Raw genomic sequence first — 18,524 nt, 5'->3', positions numbered from 1 at the left:
GACCACAGACAGCAAAGCCACTATCGTGAGAAACTGCGATGAAATAGTCGAAAAAACAATAATTTCCTATTGGTGTAACTATCTATCACCCGCAATATCTATTAACAGCATAATGACGTTAATCCATTTTCAGGGAGTTTCAATGAAAGCTAAAATTCTGTCATTATTGGTTTTGACAGCATTATCTGGTAGTACACTGGCAGCAACGCCTCCAGATACTCTGGTCGTGGTGCAATCCCTGGATGATATTGTTAGCCTTGACCCGGCTGAAAGTAATGAACTGTCCAGTATTCAAACAGTTCCAAGTCTCTACCAACGTCTGGTACAGGCCGATCGTGATAATCCGGCACAAGTGATACCGGTGCTTGCTGAAAGCTGGCAAGGCGATGCCGCCGCCAAAACCCTCACAGTAAAATTGCGCCCGCAAGCCGTGTTCTCCACCGGTAATCCGGTGCAAGCCGACGACGTGATTTTCTCTTTCACCCGAGCAGTCAAAATGAATCGCTCACCGGCCTTTATCCTTAATGTATTGGGCTGGGATCCGAGTAACATCGAACAGCATCTGAAGAAGATTGATAACAATACGGTGCAACTGAGCTGGAGCGCTGATGTCAGCCCGGCCGTTGCCCTGAATATTTTATCAACGCCAATTGCTTCGATTGTGGATAAAAAAGCCGTTACTGCCAATGTGAAAGAAGACGACTATGGCAATGCCTGGTTGAAAATGCATTCAGCGGGCAGTGGCCCATTCAAAATGCGTGTTTATCAACCGCACCAAGCCATCGTACTGGATGCAAACCCAACATCGCCGGGTGATAAGCCACTGATTAAAAATATCATTATCAAGAACGTGCCCGATCCAAGTGCTCGCCGCCTGCTGATTCAGCAAGGTGATGCCGATATCGCGCGTGAATTAGGGCCGGACCAGACCGCAGCATTGAAAACACAAGCTGGCGTTAAAGTGGTTGAGATTCCTTCGGCGGAACAAAACTATTTAGTCTTTAACACCGCCAATCCAGCCAACCCCATTCTGAGCAAACCAGAATTCTGGCAAGCTGCTCGCTATTTGGTTGATTATCAAGGTATTACCAAAGACTTACTGAAAGGTCAGTATTTCGTGCATCAAAGCTTCCTGCCAGTCGGTTTACCGGGCGCATTGGAGAGCAATCCATTTACCTTTGATCCCGCTAAAGCCAAAGAGATTCTGACTAAAGCAGGTATCAAAGACGCCACACTGACACTGGATGTTGAGAACAAACCGCCATTTATTACCATTGCGCAGTCACTGCAAGCCAGCTTTGCCCAAGGTGGGGTGAAATTGGTCTTACTGCCTGCCGCCGGTAGCCAGGTTTATGGCCGCGTACGTGCTAAACAGCATCAGTCAGCTATCCGCCTGTGGATCCCTGATTACTTCGATGCGCACTCCAACGCCAGCGCCTTTGCCTATAACGACGGCAAGAGCAGTACGGTTGCCGGTTTAAACGGCTGGGTTATCCCTGAGTTGAATAAACAGACACTGGCCGCGGTGGCAGAGGCCGATCCAGCCAAGCGCATCGCTCTCTACACCAAAATGCAGCAAGAACTACAACAAAACTCGCCTTATATCTTTATCGATCAAGCCAAGGCACAAGTTGTATTGCGGGATAATGTAAAAGGCTACCAACAAGGTCTGAATGCAGATATGGTCTACTATGACCGTGTCAGCAAATAATCTATTCCCTGCGTACTTGAGGTTGCAGGGTGGTTAGCTACGTGAACTCGCCCGAATCACTTACCAATGTAAGCTCATTGGAATTCGGGATTGAATCGCTCGCTGCCTACCTGCAACACCAATGACTTTGAGAATGGCCGCGCTGACTTATCAATAAAGTATATTTAACGCGAGCACGTCGATGTCTGTAGCATTAAATAATACGCCGGGAATCCAATCCCGGCGTCGTTTTTGGGGGTTTTTACAGGGACTATTTACCCTGGCCCTAACCTTATTCGGCTTACTGGTTATCACCTTTTTCCTCTCGGCGTTGTCGCCAGTGGATCGGGTGCTGCAAATTGTGGGCGATCACGCCAGTGAAGCTACTTATCAGCAAGTTAAACACCAACTTGGGCTAGACCAGCCATTACCCGTACAGTTCTGGCATTATCTCGAGCGCCTTGCTCATGGTGATTTGGGGCTTGCCAGCGCCAGTGGTCAGCCGGTTTTACACGATCTGCTCACCGTATTCCCTGCAACATTAGAGTTGGCGACGTTATCTCTCATCATCGGCGCATCACTGGGGGTTATCCTCGGTTTGTTATGTGCTCGTTGGGCGGGAAGCAAGCTGGATGCCACGATTCGCTTCATTACCTTGCTGGGTAACTCGGTGCCCATCTTCTGGCTTGGCCTGCTGATGCTGCTGCTGTTTTATGCTCGCCTGCAATGGAGCCCCGGCCCCGGTCGCCTTGATGATATCTATCAATATACTGTGGAAGCGAAAACCGGCTTCGCCCTGATCGACACTTGGCGTTCCGGTGATGCCGGTGCCTTTGGTAATGCTGTCGCCCATTTAATACTGCCGGTGGCCTTACTCTCCTACTATGCCTTGGCCAGTATTACCCGCCTGACCCGCTCCGCTTGCCTGAGTGAACTGAATAAAGAGTACATCACGCTAGCACGGGCCAAAGGCGCGGGTGAGATGCGAATTCTGTTGATGCATGTGCTGCCGAATATCCGTGGCACATTACTGACAGTGATTGCATTGGCCTATACCAGCATGTTGGAAGGCGCAGTATTAACAGAAACTGTCTTTGCCTGGCCGGGCATTGGCCGCTATCTGACCAGCGCACTGTTTGCCGGCGATACCACCGCCATTATGGGCGGCACTTTGCTGCTCGGCATGTGCTTTATTTTGATTAACAATGTGACGGATCTGCTGGTTCGTCTGCTGGACCCGAGAACGCGCTGATATGTCAATGATAAAAATCTGCCATGCGCTGAAACGCTCCCCTTCCACCAGCATCGGGCTGTTTATTCTCTCTTTGCTGGTCATCATCGCGATTTTCGCCCCTTGGCTGGCCCCACAAGATCCTAACTGGCAAAACGCGGCTGACCGGCTGCTCCCCCCAGGTGGACGCCATTGGTTGGGTACTGATAGCTATGGGCGCGATATGCTGTCGCGCCTGATTTATGGCACTCGCCCCACCTTGGGGCTGGTGCTGCTGGTTACCGTGATAACGCTGCCTTTGGGGTTGCTGGTCGGGGTGCTTTCCGGCTATTACGGCGGCTGGCTCGAACGTATTTTGATGCGCGTCACTGATGTGGTGATGTCGATGCCACGGCTGATTTTGGCTTTTGCTTTCGTGGCTATGCTTGGCCCCGGCTTAATTAATGGCGCACTGGCTTTGGCCCTGACCACTTGGCCAGCTTATGCCCGTCAGGCCCGAGCCGAAATTCAGCTATTACGCAAAAGTGATTATCTGGCAGCCGCTGAAATGATGGGTATCAAAGGGCTGCGCTTGCTGTGGGGCCACATTTTACCTATGTGCCTCCCTTCTGCGGTGGTGCGTCTGGCGCTCGATTTGGCCGGGATTATTTTGGCGGCGGCCGGATTAGGTTTCCTCGGGCTGGGAGCTCGTCCGCCCATGTCTGAATGGGGTTCGATGGTTGCCGACGGCATGCAGGTTATTTTTGACCAATGGTGGATTGCCGCGATCCCGGGCTGCGCTATCTTACTCAGCAGCATGGCATTTAACCTGTTAGGCGACGGCCTGCGCGATATTTTGGACCCTCACCATGACTGATAAAATTTTCGCCGTCGACAACTTGTGCGTCGATTTTCAGCAACAACGGGTGGTGGATAATATCTCGTTCCACCTCGGGCATGAGCGAGTGGCACTGGTAGGTGAATCGGGTTCTGGCAAGTCGATTACCGCCAGAGCCTTAATGGGGCTAGTTCGTGCGCCGGGGAAAGTCAGTGCCAAAAAGCTGAGTTATTATGCGGATAATACCGACGAGCAGGGCAATGCCGGTCAGGTTATCGAACATGATTTAACTCGCCTGAAACCTAAACAATGGGGCGCATTGCGCGGCAGTGAAATTGCCATGGTGCTGCAAGACCCGCGCTATGCACTGAATCCAGTACGCACTGTTGGAAAGCAAGTTGAAGAATCCCTGCTGTTGCATAACTCCCTTTCCGGCGCAGATACGCGCGAGCGCGTGTTAAATGCGCTGGCCTCGGTTGGATTGAATGAAAGTGCTTATCACAGCTACCCCGGCCAGCTATCTGGCGGTATGGGGCAGCGGGCGATGTTAGCCATTGCTTTGGTGAATAACCCTAGAGTATTAATCGCCGACGAACCCACTTCAGCATTAGATGCCAAGCTGCGCAATCAGATCCTTGAGCTGATCGTCGAGCAAACTGAGCAGCGCAATATGAGCCTGTTACTGATCAGCCACGACCTGCCGTTAGTCGCCGAACATTGTCACCGGGTATTGGTGATGTATCAGGGAAAATTAGTGGATCAAGGGTTGGCGGCTGAGTTGCCGCACTCTACTCATCCTTATACCCATACACTTTGGGCTTGTCGTCCGAACGCCAGCACCTATGGCACTGACCTGCCGGTGCTGGATCGCAATGCCGATTTCTCTGGAGGTCAGCGTGGCACTGATTGAAGTTAACAATCTACAGGTCAGTTTTGCCCAGAAAAATCAGGTAAAAATGGCGGTTGAGTCGGTCAGTTTTGCCGTTGAAGAGGGCGAAACTTTTAGCCTGATCGGGGCTTCTGGCTGTGGTAAATCGACGGTGTTGCGTACATTGGCCGGTTTGCAGCGGGAGTGGCAAGGCGAGATAACCTTGCTGGGCCAGCCGCTACAGCCGGGGCAACGTTTTACCGGTCAGTTGCGTAAAGAGGTGCAGATGGTGTTTCAAGACCCTTATGCCTCGCTGCATCCGCAACATAATATTCAGCGCACACTGGGGGAGCCATTAAAGATCCACGGCGAGCAGAATATTCAGCAAAGAATTGATCAGGCACTTGAGCAAGTGGGCCTGCCCGCCTCCGCGGCGCAGCGCTACCCCCATCAATTCTCCGGAGGCCAACGCCAGCGGATTGCCATCGCCCGCGCCCTGTTATTGCGCCCCAAATTGTTGCTGCTGGATGAGCCGACGTCGGCATTAGATATGTCTGTTCAGGCCGAAATTCTCAATCTACTCAATCACCTGAAACGCGAGCACGGCATGACTTATTTGTTGGTCAGTCATGATAGTGATGTAGTCGCGCATATGTCCGAGCGCGCCGCAATGATGGAGAGTGGCAAGATAGTGAGGGAGTTTAGCCGACGGGATTTGGAGTTGGATGAGCATTTTATGGGATAAAGTTTTGTCGTTCACAATCGGGGCAGGTTTCGGGAATATGGTGAGCTTTGATTAAAAGTAGACCGGATCAGGGTTTCGGTTGATAAGCATTAGGTAATCACCTTACCTCTGTAGCCCCAACCGAGTTAAGGCCCATAAGCGTGGGCCTTAACAATCCGCGCTTTCGCACGTATCGCTAGCCCACTTCGTGGATTCCCTCACTCATCGTTCCGGCTGACGGACGGCTTTATTCGCGTCCCTGCTCATGACGCCTCAATCCGCCGTCCATGGCGGATTGCCTTGCCTACACTCTTCACTCGGCTGCTCAAATGTGCTGTTAACATCAAAACCCAAGACTATGGTTTTGACGTTGAGCGCAATCAGGAATATTGCCGACAAGGATGGAGGGTAGAGTGAGCGGGCATGGACGCCCGCGAAAAGCGCGCTTGAGCATGGATGCGAATCGCGCTGGCTCGTGAAGCCCGGAAGACACTGGAGGTTTACCCGCAGGGCAATATTTCGCGCAAGCGCGGGATTCCACAAGGGTGCGCGCCCGCACCCTTTGGCGGTTGGTTCATCTAGAATTAGGTGAGCGGTGAAGCCCTAACAACCGAACCGATCACTAACAATTAAAAACTAAAAACTAAAAACTAAAAACTAAAAACCCTCCATCATCCTCATCACTCCCTGAATATACTCCTGCAAAGTATCCTCCTCCATGACATTGGCCCCCTGCACCAAAAACGGCGGTAAAAAATCCATCCCGGTCATATTTGCCATGGCGTGGAAAGGTAATAACAAATCTAACGCCGGGTAACGGTTATAACCTTGTGGGCTATAATCCTGGGCTTTCCCCCCGGTAGACACCACCAACTGCAAAGGTTTGCCCCGCAGCCGATCCCCGCTGCTGCCATAGGCGAAACCATAAGTTAAAACCGCATCCTGCCATTCACTTAAAATCGCTGGCGAGCTGTACCAGTAAAAAGGAAACATCATCACAATCACATCATGCGACTCCAGCAACTGTTGCTCGCGAGCAACATCAATCTGAAAATCTGGATACTCACGCATCAATTCGTGCACGGTGACATTCGGTATGAGACTAACTGCCTCTATTAACTGGCGGTTGATACGGGACTCATCTGGGTTACGGTGGGCAGTTAACACTAAAATACGCGACATAATTCACTCTCCAACAGGTTTGATAACGCTATTTTTTCATTTTCTGTCCTGGCCGAGTAGACTGCTATCAGTCACATCAATTTCAACTCAAGGTATCAACCAATATGTCGCTGCCTTTTGATATTCACCGTTTGTTACCGGCTTTTCTCAGTGCCGCGCAAAATGAGAACTTCTCTGCCGCCGCACGTCAGTTGGGGGTGACACCCGCCGCTATTAGTAAAAATATTCGCGTGTTGGAACAGAGGCTGGCAGTGCGCCTGTTTCAACGCAATACCCATAGCGTGATGCTGACTGATGAAGGTAAAGCATTATTGGCGCGGGTCGCACCACTATGGCAGGCGCTGTCACAGACTCTGGATACCGCGCGTCATGATGAGCAACATCCCAGTGGCACGGTGCGAGTCAGTTTGATCCCCGGTTTTGGTCGCCAACTATTAATGCCACTGATCCCAGAGTTTATGGCGCGCTACCCATTGATTGACCTCGACCTCTCACTGGAGCCCAGAGTGGTTAATCTGGTCGGAGAAGGATTTGATGTTGGCATCGGCACTCGTATTGACCCCGATAGCCGATTGATTGCTCGTCAGTTTTACCCGATGCAGATGGTTCTGGCCGCCACTCCCGTTTATCTGGCGCGTTATGGTTCGCCGAACACTCCGGCCGATCTCTATCAGCATCAGTGTTTATTGCACCGAAACCCATCCACTGGGCGGATAGTCAAATGGTTACTGCAATACAATAATGAGGTGCAATCTCTCGAATTATCTGGCCGCCTGGTAATCTCACAGCCCGAAGTATTATTGAGCGCGGCACTGGCTGATATGGGAATAACCTATGTGGCACAGTGGCATGCAGAACCCCATTTTGCTGACGGCACTCTGCTGCCGGTGTTAGCCAATCACTGGCCTGCACCGGTGCCACTGTGGCTCTATTATGCTTCAGCCGATTTGCCGCCACGGGTGCGCGTATGGGTTGATTTTTTACTAGAACATTTCCGTCCACAGGCGCTCTAATCCACAGCATAAAATGCCCATTTGGGCGGACGTTGAACAGGAATAAACCTAACGCCGATTTCCTTGTCCTAAGTCAAACTTGTTTGCCATCACCTATATATAGTGTTTGCAGGAATTCAGACATCTATATGTAGTAGTTATCCACAAAACCATCCACACACTCTCTCGCAGCCCTTATGTGCTGCGGGTTGTCTTGTGGATAACCCTACGCGGCAGGATACAGGAGCGACATTGTGAAAACAGTAGTGATTAAACGGGACGGTTGTCAGGTACCTTTTGATGAGGTGCGAATCAAGGAAGCTGTCGAGCGCGCAGCCTTGGCTGTTGGCGTTGTGGATGCAGATTATTGTGCAACTGTTGCCCGTGTGGTCGCTCAGACGATGGAAAACCAGCCGAAGGTTGATATCCGCGATATCCAAACCGCGGTAGAAAACCAACTGATGGCCGGTCAATACAAGCAGCTTGCCCGAGCTTATATCGAGTATCGCCATGACCGGGATATCTCGCGGGAACTGCGTGGTCGCCTGAATCAGGAAATCCGGGGTTTGGTAGAGCAAAGTAACAAAGCGCTGCTGAACGAAAATGCAAACAAAGACAGCAAAGTTATCCCGACTCAGCGTGATCTGCTGGCCGGCATTGTTGCCAAGCACTACGCCAAGCAACATATATTGCCACGGGACGTGGTATTGGCTCATGAGCGCGGCGAGATTCACTATCATGATCTGGATTACGCGCCATTCTTCCCTATGTTCAACTGCATGCTGATTGACCTTGATGGCATGCTGACTCAAGGCTTTAAAATGGGTAACGCGGAAATCGAGCCGCCAAAATCCATTTCGACCGCCACCGCGGTGACGGCACAGATTATCGCGCAGGTTGCCAGCCATATTTATGGCGGAACAACCATTAACCGCATTGATGAAATTCTGGCGCCATTTGTCACTGAAAGTTTTAACAAACATAAAGCTGTCGCTGAAGAGTGGCAAATCCCTGATGCCTCTGCTTATGCTATGTCGCGCACCGAAAAAGAGTGCTACGACGCCTTCCAATCACTGGAATATGAAGTCAATACGCTGCACACCGCCAATGGTCAAACCCCCTTTGTCACCTTCGGCTTTGGGCTAGGCACCAGTTGGCAATCACGCATGATTCAGCAAGCCATTTTGCGTAATCGCATTGCCGGTTTAGGCAAAAATCGTAAAACCGCGGTATTCCCGAAACTGGTCTTTGCTATCCGTGATGGCCTGAACCATAAATTTGGCGATGCTAATTACGATATCAAACAGCTAGCGCTAGAGTGCGCCACCAAACGCATGTACCCCGATATTCTGAATTACGATCAAGTGGTTAAAGTCACCGGCTCCTTCAAAACCCCAATGGGTTGCCGCAGTTTCTTGGGGGTGTATGAAGAAGATGGCAAGCAGATCCACGATGGTCGCAATAATCTGGGGGTTATCAGCCTTAACTTGCCGCGTATCGCACTGGAAGCCAAAGGTGATGAAGAGAAATTCTGGCAATTGCTGGATGAGCGCCTGCTGTTAGCTAAAAAAGCGTTAATGACCCGCATTGCCCGTCTGGAAGGAATCAAAGCACGTGTCGCGCCGATCCTGTATATGGAAGGTGCTTGCGGTGTGCGCTTACAAGCGGATGATAATATCTCTGAAATCTTTAAAAATGGCCGCGCATCTATCTCTCTGGGCTTTATCGGCATCCATGAAACTGTTAATGCCCTGTTCGGCAATCAGACCCATGTCTTTGACAACGAAAAGTTACGCGAAAAAGGCGTGGCAATCGTCGAACGCATGCGACAAGCAACAGATGCCTGGAAAAATGAAACCGGCTATGCCTTTAGCTTGTACAGCACGCCGAGCGAAAACCTGTGTGACCGTTTCTGCCGTCTGGATACCGCCGAGTTTGGCGTGGTAGAGGGCGTGACTGATAAAGGCTATTACACCAACAGCTTCCATTTAGACGTTGAAAAGAAAGTTAACCCCTACGATAAGCTGGATTTCGAAGCCCCTTATCCACCATTGGCTAACGGCGGTTTCATCTGTTACGGCGAATATCCCAACTTGCAACATAACCTTAGAGCATTGGAAGATGTCTGGGATTATAGCTACAGCCGAGTCCCTTATTACGGCACCAACACGCCGATTGATGAGTGCTACGAATGTGGTTTCACCGGGGAGTTTTCTTGTACCAGCAAAGGCTTCACCTGCCCGAAATGCGGTAATCATGAGCCGTCAAAAGTGTCGGTAACCCGTCGGGTATGTGGCTATCTGGGTAGCCCGGATGCGCGGCCGTTCAATGCTGGCAAGCAAGAAGAAGTCAAACGGCGGGTAAAACACTTGGCTAATGGGCAATTGGGCTGATGACTAAAAACGATTACCCAAAGTAATTGGAGTTACAGGTAGGCGGCAAAGAAACTCATCCCGATGAGCTTACATGAGTAAGTGATTCGGGTGAGTGAATGTAGCCAACACTCCTGCGACTTCAAGTACGAGGGAGGCATTTATCATAAATTACCATCAATACTACCCAGTCGATGTTATTAATGGCCCCGGCACTCGCTGTACGCTATTCGTTTCTGGTTGTGTACACGAGTGCGTGGGTTGTTATAACAAAAGTACCTGGCGGCTGAATTCGGGTAAGCCATTTACCGATGAAATGGAAGATCAGATCATTGCGGATCTGAATGATTCCCGTATCCGTCGGCAAGGGTTATCCCTCTCCGGCGGTGATCCGCTGCATCCGCAAAATTTGTCAGCGATCCTGCAACTGGTAACACGTGTACGCCAAGAGTGCGACGGCAAAGATATCTGGCTTTGGACGGGTTACACGCTCTCTGAACTGAGTGAAGAACAACAGCAAGTCGTTGATTTAATTAATGTGCTGGTCGATGGCAAATTCGTGCAAGATCTGAAAGATCCGTCACTTATCTGGCGCGGCAGCGGTAATCAAGTCATCCATTATCTGCGCTAATAACACCCTGATTTAATTTGCAAAGTTATAAGTCAACGTGGCATTAAACCGCCAATCGCGGCGCGAACTATCACTGGGCAGGTCACCAATTGGCCTCGCCCCTTCCAGTGATAGCGAATAGTGTTTGTTATCACTCAAGGTGACGCCCACGGCATAAGAAGCCAATTTTTGTGCACGGAATATCGGCGAGTTATACCAAGTATGAGCAGTATCCAGCACAGCATAAGGTTGGATGGTTTTAAGCCAGTCGCCCTTTTCCCGATTATGCATATAGCGCATTTCTACTTGCCCACCATAGCCATAGTCACCGGTAGCTTCGCTGTCAGGATAACCGCGTCCAAACCGCAGCCCACCAAAAGTGACATGTTCCGCTTCCGGTAGATCATTGTCAGACCAATCCCCTTCAGCCGAAGCACTTAACCGCCACTTTTCTGCCATTAAATACGCCGCATCCCCAGTAAGTTTCCAGCGAGTAAAGCCCAAATCCCCCCATGGAACTGAACTGGATGCCAAAGCCCCGTTTATTCCCTTGCGCACACTGGCACGCGTGCTCCAATAAGATTGGGTATATTCTTGATAACCCGTCAGTGCCAATTCCGCCGCGGGATAACGCATTCGCTGATTTTGATCCTCTAAATCGAGCAAGGCATTATTAAGTGTATTAAAACGAGCGCGGCTTTTTAAATTATAACTTTTTTCCAGATAATCTACACCGCCACTCACTGTCCATTGCCGCTTACGTGTTAATTGCAACGGATAACTTAATACCACCCCGCCTGAATATTGCGTCTGTTCAGTGCGGCTGGATAAGGTAATATCCTGCGGATACAGTGTCAGTACATCGGTATAATCTTTGGGTTCTTGTTTATAATAACTGCCACGAGTTTGTAATGATAAACCGTTACTGCCTAAATATTGCTGATAATTTAAACCCAGATATTGGTCTCGATTCTTGCTGTCTAATGGTAATAATGTCGCCACACCAAACTGTTCAGCATAAGGCGTAAAACCACTTAAGGTTGCATTCAGTACTCCGCTATAAACCCCTTTGCGGCTATCCAATGCGGTAGTGACATTCCAGTGACGTGGATAGTCAACTTTAACATCCAGCAATGTCGCGCCATAAATATTATCCGGGTTTTTAGCTGTGGCGATTACCTTGGCATCTGGCGTCCGGCTCATTAAAATACTGTAACGCTCAAAGGTATCTTGCGTCAGTGGCTTCTCTGCCATAATGCGCTGGGACAGCTTGGTCAGCCAGCGTCCTATTGCCGCATTTTCACTTTGAATGCGAGTATTGGCGATATAGCCTTCCACCAAACCTATTTTCAACGTCCCATGGGTAAAGTTATCCGTTGGCAAATAAGCATAAGAAAGAATATAGCCATCTTGCTGATACAATTTAGTAATAGACTGGGTGGCAACTAATAAATTCTTTAATGGCACCTTTTTACCAATATAAGCGGCAAAGGGTTCACTGAGGACATTAATGTTATATCGAGTACCACCAATAAATTGAATATGTTTCACTTCAATTAAGGTATCCAAGGTTAATTTAGAATGTGGCGTCGGAGTGGAAATTGTTGGCGGCACTGTCCGTGTGGCTTGTGGTTTAGTAATCTCACGCGATATTCTGGACGGGTTATTCTGATCAATCAGCATGGGGACGGTATTAGCTGAAGCACTGTATTGCCATGCGCTGCCTGCACCAAATAAAAACAATAGCCACACTCTATTATTCATAGGAGACTTCCTTTGCGCACATTAAATTATAGTTGTGATATTTTTTATTATTTATATGGCCTGACTCCCTCAATAAAGAAGGAGTCAGGCTAGGTCATTGGAGTTGCAACCAGGCTGCAAATAAGCGCAGCGAGTATCCCAACAACTTCAACGACAAAGGGTATCGAGTTAATGAGTTGTTTTTGGCTTCAATAATCCGCCAACGCCACCCAATAACCCACCACCGGCGCTAGCATTGGCGTTAGCAGAGACATCGGCACTTAATCCACCGGTGACACCGCCGACAGAATTACTCACTCCTGCCAGCAAGCCATTCGAGCCACCTGCAGAGGTTGGTGGAGTAACTAAGCCACCGGTTTTCTCAACCGCCTGTCCGGTACCTTGCAGCACCTGCCCCACCCCCGCCAAAGCCGGTGCATTGGTAGCAACTTGAGTACCGGTTGTGGCAACAGTGCCGCCTACGGCAGTCAGTAAATTGTTAACCGGAGCACCAATGCCGGTGGTCGTCCCCACGGTCTGAGTAATATCTTGTACCTGGCCGACTACTGGCGTCACTATACCGGTCGCCGCAGTGGTTAACTTGCTGGTCGACCCGGTTTGCAGGTCTTGCGCCAACCCATTACCGATGGAAGTTACCGCCCCACCAGTCTGAGAAACTAATCCGCCCGCCGTGCCAGTCACACCGCCCAATGGGGTATTAGCGGCGATACCTGAAACTGTGCCACCTAATCCTGAAACACCGGTTCCAACATCCGCTACGGCTTTCGGTACGCCAGCAGCTGTAGTGCCCAATGCATTAGGATTATTTCCCAATTGACCCACGCCGTTCTGTAAACCGGTTCCTACGTCACTTACGGCATTGCCCGCGCTATCAACCACGGTGACCAAACCGCTCCCTACAACGGGTAAGCTGCCAACCGGGGTTTGGCTAACAACACCACTGACAGTATTGCCGACGCCATCCACGGCAGTCCCGACACCACTGACCACATTACCGACCGCAGAATTATTCGCTGTGGAGCCACCACCATTATCCGTGCCACCGCCGGTCCCGCCCCCAGAGCCACTACCACCGCTGCCATCCCCGCCACTACCATCGCTTCCGCTGCCACTGCCATCACTGCCGGAACCCGTTCCACCGGTTGTCTGGCCGGCACTATTCTTCGCAGTATTGTGAGAACCGCCGCCACTTCCACTACATGCCGCAAGCGAGCAGGCCAGTAATATTGCCAGACTTATTTTGCTCAGACGGCTGATTTTATCAGGGCACATGGTATGACCCCCCACAGAGAACGTCACAACGACGTAAAAATAACTATAAGAGACACTTATGTTTCTCTCAAGTTAAGATAATGTTTATTTTTTGTTTAATGTGAGATTTTTAGGTGAGGATATGTATCAGATTGATAATGCGATAAATCTTTTTACTATAAGCAGGTCGATTTACTAGATAAAAACGCTCGCCGATAACCGCAAATAAACTTCATCGTATCGCCATCTGAGCTTAACCCAACTGTCATTAAAAACCGCCAGCATAGCGATGAGATCACTTACTGGTTATCGCCATGACACGCCACCACTTGCCAGTCCATATTCGTCCTTTTGCCATTTCATCGTGGATAACAGTCAGTGGTGATAATACTGAGAGAGGGTATATCCGCCATGCACTTATCTAGACCACCGACCAGTTATCCCACCCGCTATCAACAAATTGCGGCCCAACTAGAGCAGGAGCTACGCGGCGCATATCGCTGTGGCGATTACTTGCCTTCTGAGCAGCAACTGGCTGATCGCTATCAAGTTAACCGCCATACCCTGCGCCGGGCTGTAGATGAATTGGTTGAGCGCGGTTGGTTGCAGCGCCGTCAAGGCATTGGCATTTTGGTACTGATGCGCCCTTATGACTACCCGCTGCATGCCAATGCTCGCTTCAGCCAGAACTTGCTCGACCAAGGAAGCGACCCCACCAGTGAGCGCTTACTAGCAGTTTTACGCCCGTGTATTGAGCATGTAGCAAAAGCGCTATCACTGACTGAAGGAACGACCGTTATCCATTTGCGCACATTACGGCGCGTCAATGGCGTGCCAGTCTGTGTTATCGATCACTACCTGCCCGACCTAAATTGGTGGCCCGCTCTGCAACATTTTAACTCCGGTTCACTGCATCAATTTATCAGCCAGAATTTGCAACAACCGCTGAGCCGTAGTCAGACCCGAATCAGTGCGCGCCGTGCTCAGGCCAAAGAGAGCCGTTTACTGGAAATTGCCACTCATGCCCCACTGCTGTGTGTGCGGACGCTGAATATCTGTGTTGATAGCCAACAGGTGGCGGAGTACTCCGTCAGCCTGACCCGTGCCGACATGATTGAACTGACGATGGAGCACTAGATGGAAAGCGCCTTGACTGCCCGACAGAGCTGGATGTCCGTGTTGGCCCATAGCCAACCGGATGAACTGCTCACCTACTGGCAACCCTTAAATCTTGCACCGTGTTATCAGGTTATCCGCGCGCCGGAGATCGGCTTAAACCAATTGCAGGCCCGCATGGGGGGCACAGGCCGCCGGTTTATTCTCGGCGATATGACCATCACCCGCGCAGTGATCAAGTTGGACGACCACGCAGATGTTTACGGTTACAGCTACATTGCTGGGCGCAATAAGCCCCATGCTGAACTTTGCGCTCTGCTCGATGCGTTGCTGCAACTCTCTACCCTGGGTAGCAAATCGGCGGGGTTAAACGAGTTACTGCTTAATACTGTTATTCACCCGCTGGCCGCCGCACAACAGGAACGGCGGGAGTTACGCGCCCGCGCTATTGCCACCAGCAAGGTTGATTTCTTCACACTGGTGCGGGGAGAAGATTAATGAGTTTATTAAGCCATTTCGACCATCCGGTAGAGGATGCCCAACAGGCCTTTCGGCATATTATCAAGGCATTAAGTGAACCCGGAGTGTTAGTTGCCCTGCCGCATAGCACTGGCTGGCAGCCGCTGAACCCCGCCAGCACCAGTCTCCTGCTGACATTGGCGGACCAGGAAACGCCACTCTATCTGGACCCATTGATCAACAGTGACACTGCACAACAGAATGTGCGTTTCCACACCGGAGCGCCGCTGACAGCCAGCACTAGCAAGGCCTGCTTTGCTCTATTCAGTCCTCAGATAACAGAAAAACAGCTGGCAGACTGCCCGGCAGGCAATGAATTGTCACCGGAGCACTCAGCAACCGTGATTATTCAGGCCGATAGCCTGCACCAAGGCACGCCGCTGCGCCTACGCGGGCCGGGAATTGAACACTATCGCACCATCGCCCCACTGCTACCCACCGTGGTGCTGAACTATCTGCTCAATCGGCCTGTGGCATTCCCGGCCGGTATCGATTTCCTACTCACCTGTGGTGGGAATTTAATGGCTATCCCACGAACCACCCATGTGGAGGTGTGCTGATGTACGTTGCAGTCAAAGGGGGCGAAAAAGCCATTGCGGCAGCCCATCAATTGCTGGAACACCAGCGGCGCGGTAATCCACAGATCCCGGCGATCGATTGCGAACAGATCGAGCAACAGTTAGGTCTGGCGGTTGATCGGGTGATGACCGAAGGCGGCATCTATGATCGCGAACTGGCGGCATTGGCGATCAAACAAGCCAGTGGTGATCTGGTGGAAGCCATTTTCCTGCTGCGCGCCTATCGTACCACTCTACCTCGCCTGGCTATCAGTCAGCCGCTGGCAACTGAGAATATACGGCTGGAGCGGCGCATTTCAGCGATTTATAAAGACTTACCCGGCGGGCAAGTGCTCGGCCCGACCTACGATTACACCCACCGGTTACTGGATTTCACCTTACTGGCCTCTGGTGATGCTCCACTTGCGCCCAAAGGCAGGGAGGCTGAATTATCACCGCATAACTGTGCTCATGTCTTTGATTTACTGACTCAAGAGCAACTGGCTCAAGCAGAGCTTGATGACGGCACCCAACCGGAAGATATCACCCGTAACCCACCAGTTTACCCTTGCAACCGCTCGGCACGGCTACAACAACTGGTGCGCGGCGATGAAGGTTTTCTACTCGCGCTGAGTTACTCCACTCAGCGCGGTTATGGCCGCACCCACCCATTCGCCGCCGAAATCCGTACCGGCTATCTCACTATTTCTATTCAGCCAGAAGAGCTGGGATTTGCTATCGATATTGGTGAAATCTTACTGACCGAGTGTGAAATGGTGAATGGTTTTGTCAGCCCGGAATCCACAGCGCCGCATTTTACTCGCGGCTATGGGCTGGTCTTTGGTCGTGGTGAGCGCAAAGCCATGTCGATGGCGTTAATGGATCGCGCGCTACAGAGCCGTGAATATGACGAAAATGTCACCAGCCCGGCACAGGATGAGGAGTTTGTCTTAGCCCATGCCGATAACGTCGAGGCCGCCGGTTTTGTCTCTCATCTCAAATTGCCCCATTACGTCGATTTTCAAGCCGAATTAGAGCTGCTGAAACGCCTGCGCCGTGAGTATTTGTCACCCTCGATGCCGCCATCCCATGAACAACAGGAGCCACACCATGACTGAGGTTCTCGCCGGTTACAACCTGGGTTATCTGGATGAACAGACCAAAAGAACGCTGCGCCGCGCCCTGCTGAAAGCCGTGGCAATCCCCGGTTATCAGGTGCCGTTTGGTGGGCGAGAGATGCCCATGCCATATGGTTGGGGGACGGGCGGCATCCAGCTAACCGCCTGTCTGATTGGCCGCCATGATGTCTTGAAAGTGATTGACCAAGGGGCTGATGACACCACCAACGCGGTATCGATCCGCCGCTTTTTCCAGCGAGTCAGCGGGGTCGCCACCACGGAAAAAACCACGGATGCCACCTTGATCCAGACCCGACATCGCATCCCCGAGACGCCCCTGAGCGAGGATCAGATCCTTATCTATCAAGTGCCGATCCCCGAGCCGCTGCGGTTTATTGAACCGCGCGAAACCGAGACCCGGAAAATGCATGCACTGGAGGAGTATGGCGTGATGCAGGTGAAACTGTATGAAGATATCGCCCGCTACGGCCATATCGCCACCACCTATGCCTACCCGGTGAAAGTTAACGATCGCTATGTAATGGACCCGTCACCGATCCCCAAATTTGATAACCCCAAGATGCATATGATGCCCGCCCTGCAACTGTTTGGCGCTGGGCGCGAAAAACGTCTTTATGCCCTGCCGCCTTTTACCAAAGTGGAAAGTCTGGATTTCGACGACCACCCATTTACGGTGCAGCAATGGGATGAACCCTGCGCCCTGTGCGGCTCGCGCCACAGTTATCTTGATGAAGTGGTGATGGATGATAAGGGCAGCCGGATGTTTGTCTGCTCGGATACCGATTTTTGTCAGCAACAACTGGCGCAGGCCGCCGCACAAAATAGTGCGGCACGCGAGGGAAATATCCAATGATTACAGCACCAGCACAACCCATCGGCCATCCGCTGCTATCGGTGGAAAACCTCACCCACCTGTATGCGCCGGGCAAAGGATTTAGCGATGTCTCTTTTCAGCTGTATCCCGGTGAAGTCTTGGGCATTGTCGGCGAATCCGGCTCAGGTAAAACCACACTGCTGAAGGCTATTTCAGCCCGTCTGACCCCGCAACATGGGCATATTATTTACCGCCCTGAAGCACAGCAACCCGTTGATTTGTATCAAATGGCTGAAAGCCAGCGCCGCCGTTTGCTGCGCACTGAATGGGGTGTGGTTCATCAGCATCCGCTGGATGGTCTGCGGCCACAGGTCTCGGCCGGGGGCAATATCGGCGAGCGCTTAATGGCTATCGGCCAGCGCCATTATGGCGAAATACGCCAACAAGCAGGCCGCTGGCTAGAAGATGTCGAGATCCCATTATCCCGCCTGGACGACCTGCCCACCACCTTCTCTGGCGGTATGCAACAGCGGCTCCAAATTGCCCGCAATCTGGTGACCCATCCGAAGCTGGTATTTATGGACGAACCCACTGGCGGGCTGGATGTCTCTGTGCAAGCGCGATTACTGGATTTACTGCGCAATCTGGTGGTGGAAATGCAGTTGGCGGTGGTGATTGTCACCCATGACCTCGGCGTCGCCCGTTTACTGGCTAACCGCCTGCTGGTGATGAAGGAGGGCCGAGTGATTGAAAGTGGCCTAACTGACCGGGTACTGGACGACCCACATCATCCTTACACCCAGCTCTTGGTTTCATCGGTGCTGCAAAACTGATTTTTAGCTTTCGACCTTAATCCGCAAGTCGGCTAACGAGAACTC

17 protein-coding genes are annotated in these 18,524 nt (G+C 51.3%); 14 read left to right on the top strand and 3 right to left on the bottom strand.

The genetic code is table 11. The annotated features are described in order from the left end of the window. The first annotated feature begins 142 nt into the window (after window positions 1-142). From FTA96_RS12270 to FTA96_RS12250, 5 genes are all read left to right on the top strand, one after another. Entirely contained in the window at window positions 143-1,711 is a 1,569-nt protein-coding gene (locus FTA96_RS12270; protein ID WP_050111233.1) for an ABC transporter substrate-binding protein, read from the top strand. A 181-nt stretch (window positions 1,712-1,892) separates the two neighbouring features. Beyond that, complete coding sequence (locus tag FTA96_RS12265; RefSeq protein WP_050111232.1) at window positions 1,893-2,942, top strand: ABC transporter permease; 1,050 nt, start codon at window positions 1,893-1,895, stop codon at window positions 2,940-2,942. Between the two features lies 1 nt (window position 2,943). Beyond that, a complete protein-coding gene (locus FTA96_RS12260; RefSeq protein WP_050111231.1) occupies window positions 2,944-3,777 on the top strand; it encodes an ABC transporter permease in 834 nt (277 codons plus the stop codon). After that, the gene (locus FTA96_RS12255; protein ID WP_050111230.1) at window positions 3,770-4,648 is read left to right on the top strand and encodes an ABC transporter ATP-binding protein; all 879 of its coding nucleotides are present in this window, start codon (window positions 3,770-3,772) and stop codon (window positions 4,646-4,648) included. Before FTA96_RS12260 ends, FTA96_RS12255 begins: the two co-directional genes overlap by 8 nt. After that, window positions 4,635-5,351, top strand: a complete 717-nt coding sequence (locus FTA96_RS12250; RefSeq protein ID WP_145574008.1) for an ABC transporter ATP-binding protein — start codon at window positions 4,635-4,637, stop codon at window positions 5,349-5,351. The genes FTA96_RS12255 and FTA96_RS12250 overlap by 14 nt, the downstream gene beginning before the upstream one ends. A 636-nt stretch (window positions 5,352-5,987) precedes the next feature. Here FTA96_RS12250 and FTA96_RS12245 read toward each other — a convergent pair. Beyond that, window positions 5,988-6,512, bottom strand: coding sequence for an NAD(P)H-dependent oxidoreductase (locus FTA96_RS12245; RefSeq protein ID WP_145573891.1), 525 nt, complete (start codon window positions 6,510-6,512; stop codon window positions 5,988-5,990). A gap of 104 nt (window positions 6,513-6,616) precedes the next feature. Here FTA96_RS12245 and FTA96_RS12240 point away from each other — a divergent pair, with 104 nt between their 5' ends. From FTA96_RS12240 to nrdG, 3 genes are all read left to right on the top strand, one after another. Then, window positions 6,617-7,525 carry a LysR family transcriptional regulator gene (locus FTA96_RS12240; RefSeq protein ID WP_145573890.1) on the top strand — a complete coding sequence of 303 codons (909 nt, stop codon included), beginning with the start codon at window positions 6,617-6,619 and terminating at the stop codon, window positions 7,523-7,525. A 233-nt stretch (window positions 7,526-7,758) separates the two neighbouring features. After that, window positions 7,759-9,897 (top strand): anaerobic ribonucleoside-triphosphate reductase, encoded by a 2,139-nt coding sequence (gene nrdD, locus FTA96_RS12235; RefSeq protein WP_050121699.1) that lies wholly within the window; start codon window positions 7,759-7,761, stop codon window positions 9,895-9,897. 145 nt (window positions 9,898-10,042) lie between these two features. Beyond that, a complete protein-coding gene (gene nrdG / locus FTA96_RS12230; RefSeq protein WP_050111251.1) occupies window positions 10,043-10,507 on the top strand; it encodes an anaerobic ribonucleoside-triphosphate reductase-activating protein in 465 nt (154 codons plus the stop codon). 12 nt (window positions 10,508-10,519) lie between these two features. On the opposite strand, the gene FTA96_RS12225 is transcribed toward nrdG, so the two are convergent. Beyond that, a complete protein-coding gene (locus tag FTA96_RS12225; RefSeq protein WP_050152073.1) occupies window positions 10,520-12,250 on the bottom strand; it encodes a ShlB/FhaC/HecB family hemolysin secretion/activation protein in 1,731 nt (576 codons plus the stop codon). A gap of 168 nt (window positions 12,251-12,418) precedes the next feature. Beyond that, on the bottom strand, window positions 12,419-13,522 hold the full coding sequence (locus FTA96_RS12220) for a collagen-like triple helix repeat-containing protein (protein WP_050121702.1): 1,104 nt from the start codon (window positions 13,520-13,522) through the stop codon (window positions 12,419-12,421). 390 nt (window positions 13,523-13,912) lie between these two features. On the opposite strand from FTA96_RS12220, the gene phnF reads away from it, so the two are divergent. Genes phnF through phnK form a run of 6 tightly spaced genes read left to right on the top strand, consistent with a single transcriptional unit; the run spans window position 13,913 to window position 18,479 of the window. Continuing rightward, on the top strand, window positions 13,913-14,638 hold the full coding sequence (phnF, locus tag FTA96_RS12215; protein WP_050110280.1) for a phosphonate metabolism transcriptional regulator PhnF: 726 nt from the start codon (window positions 13,913-13,915) through the stop codon (window positions 14,636-14,638). Next, window positions 14,639-15,115 carry a phosphonate C-P lyase system protein PhnG gene (gene phnG, locus FTA96_RS12210; protein WP_050135587.1) on the top strand — a complete coding sequence of 159 codons (477 nt, stop codon included), beginning with the start codon at window positions 14,639-14,641 and terminating at the stop codon, window positions 15,113-15,115. Next, window positions 15,115-15,696, top strand: coding sequence for a phosphonate C-P lyase system protein PhnH (phnH, locus tag FTA96_RS12205; RefSeq protein ID WP_145532683.1), 582 nt, complete (start codon window positions 15,115-15,117; stop codon window positions 15,694-15,696). Before phnG ends, phnH begins: the two co-directional genes overlap by 1 nt. Continuing rightward, window positions 15,696-16,811, top strand: coding sequence for a carbon-phosphorus lyase complex subunit PhnI (locus FTA96_RS12200; RefSeq protein ID WP_145573888.1), 1,116 nt, complete (start codon window positions 15,696-15,698; stop codon window positions 16,809-16,811). The genes phnH and FTA96_RS12200 overlap by 1 nt, the downstream gene beginning before the upstream one ends. Continuing rightward, entirely contained in the window at window positions 16,804-17,685 is an 882-nt protein-coding gene (locus FTA96_RS12195) for an alpha-D-ribose 1-methylphosphonate 5-phosphate C-P-lyase PhnJ (protein ID WP_050121710.1), read from the top strand. Before FTA96_RS12200 ends, FTA96_RS12195 begins: the two co-directional genes overlap by 8 nt. Beyond that, a complete protein-coding gene (gene phnK / locus FTA96_RS12190) occupies window positions 17,682-18,479 on the top strand; it encodes a phosphonate C-P lyase system protein PhnK (RefSeq protein WP_134957156.1) in 798 nt (265 codons plus the stop codon). Before FTA96_RS12195 ends, phnK begins: the two co-directional genes overlap by 4 nt. Window positions 18,480-18,524: the final 45 nt, after the last annotated feature.

It is taken from the genome of Yersinia alsatica, assembly GCF_902170305.1.
In the GTDB taxonomy this organism is placed as follows: Bacteria; Pseudomonadota; Gammaproteobacteria; order Enterobacterales; family Enterobacteriaceae; genus Yersinia; species Yersinia alsatica.
This window is presented reverse-complemented; position numbering and strand designations above follow the sequence as displayed.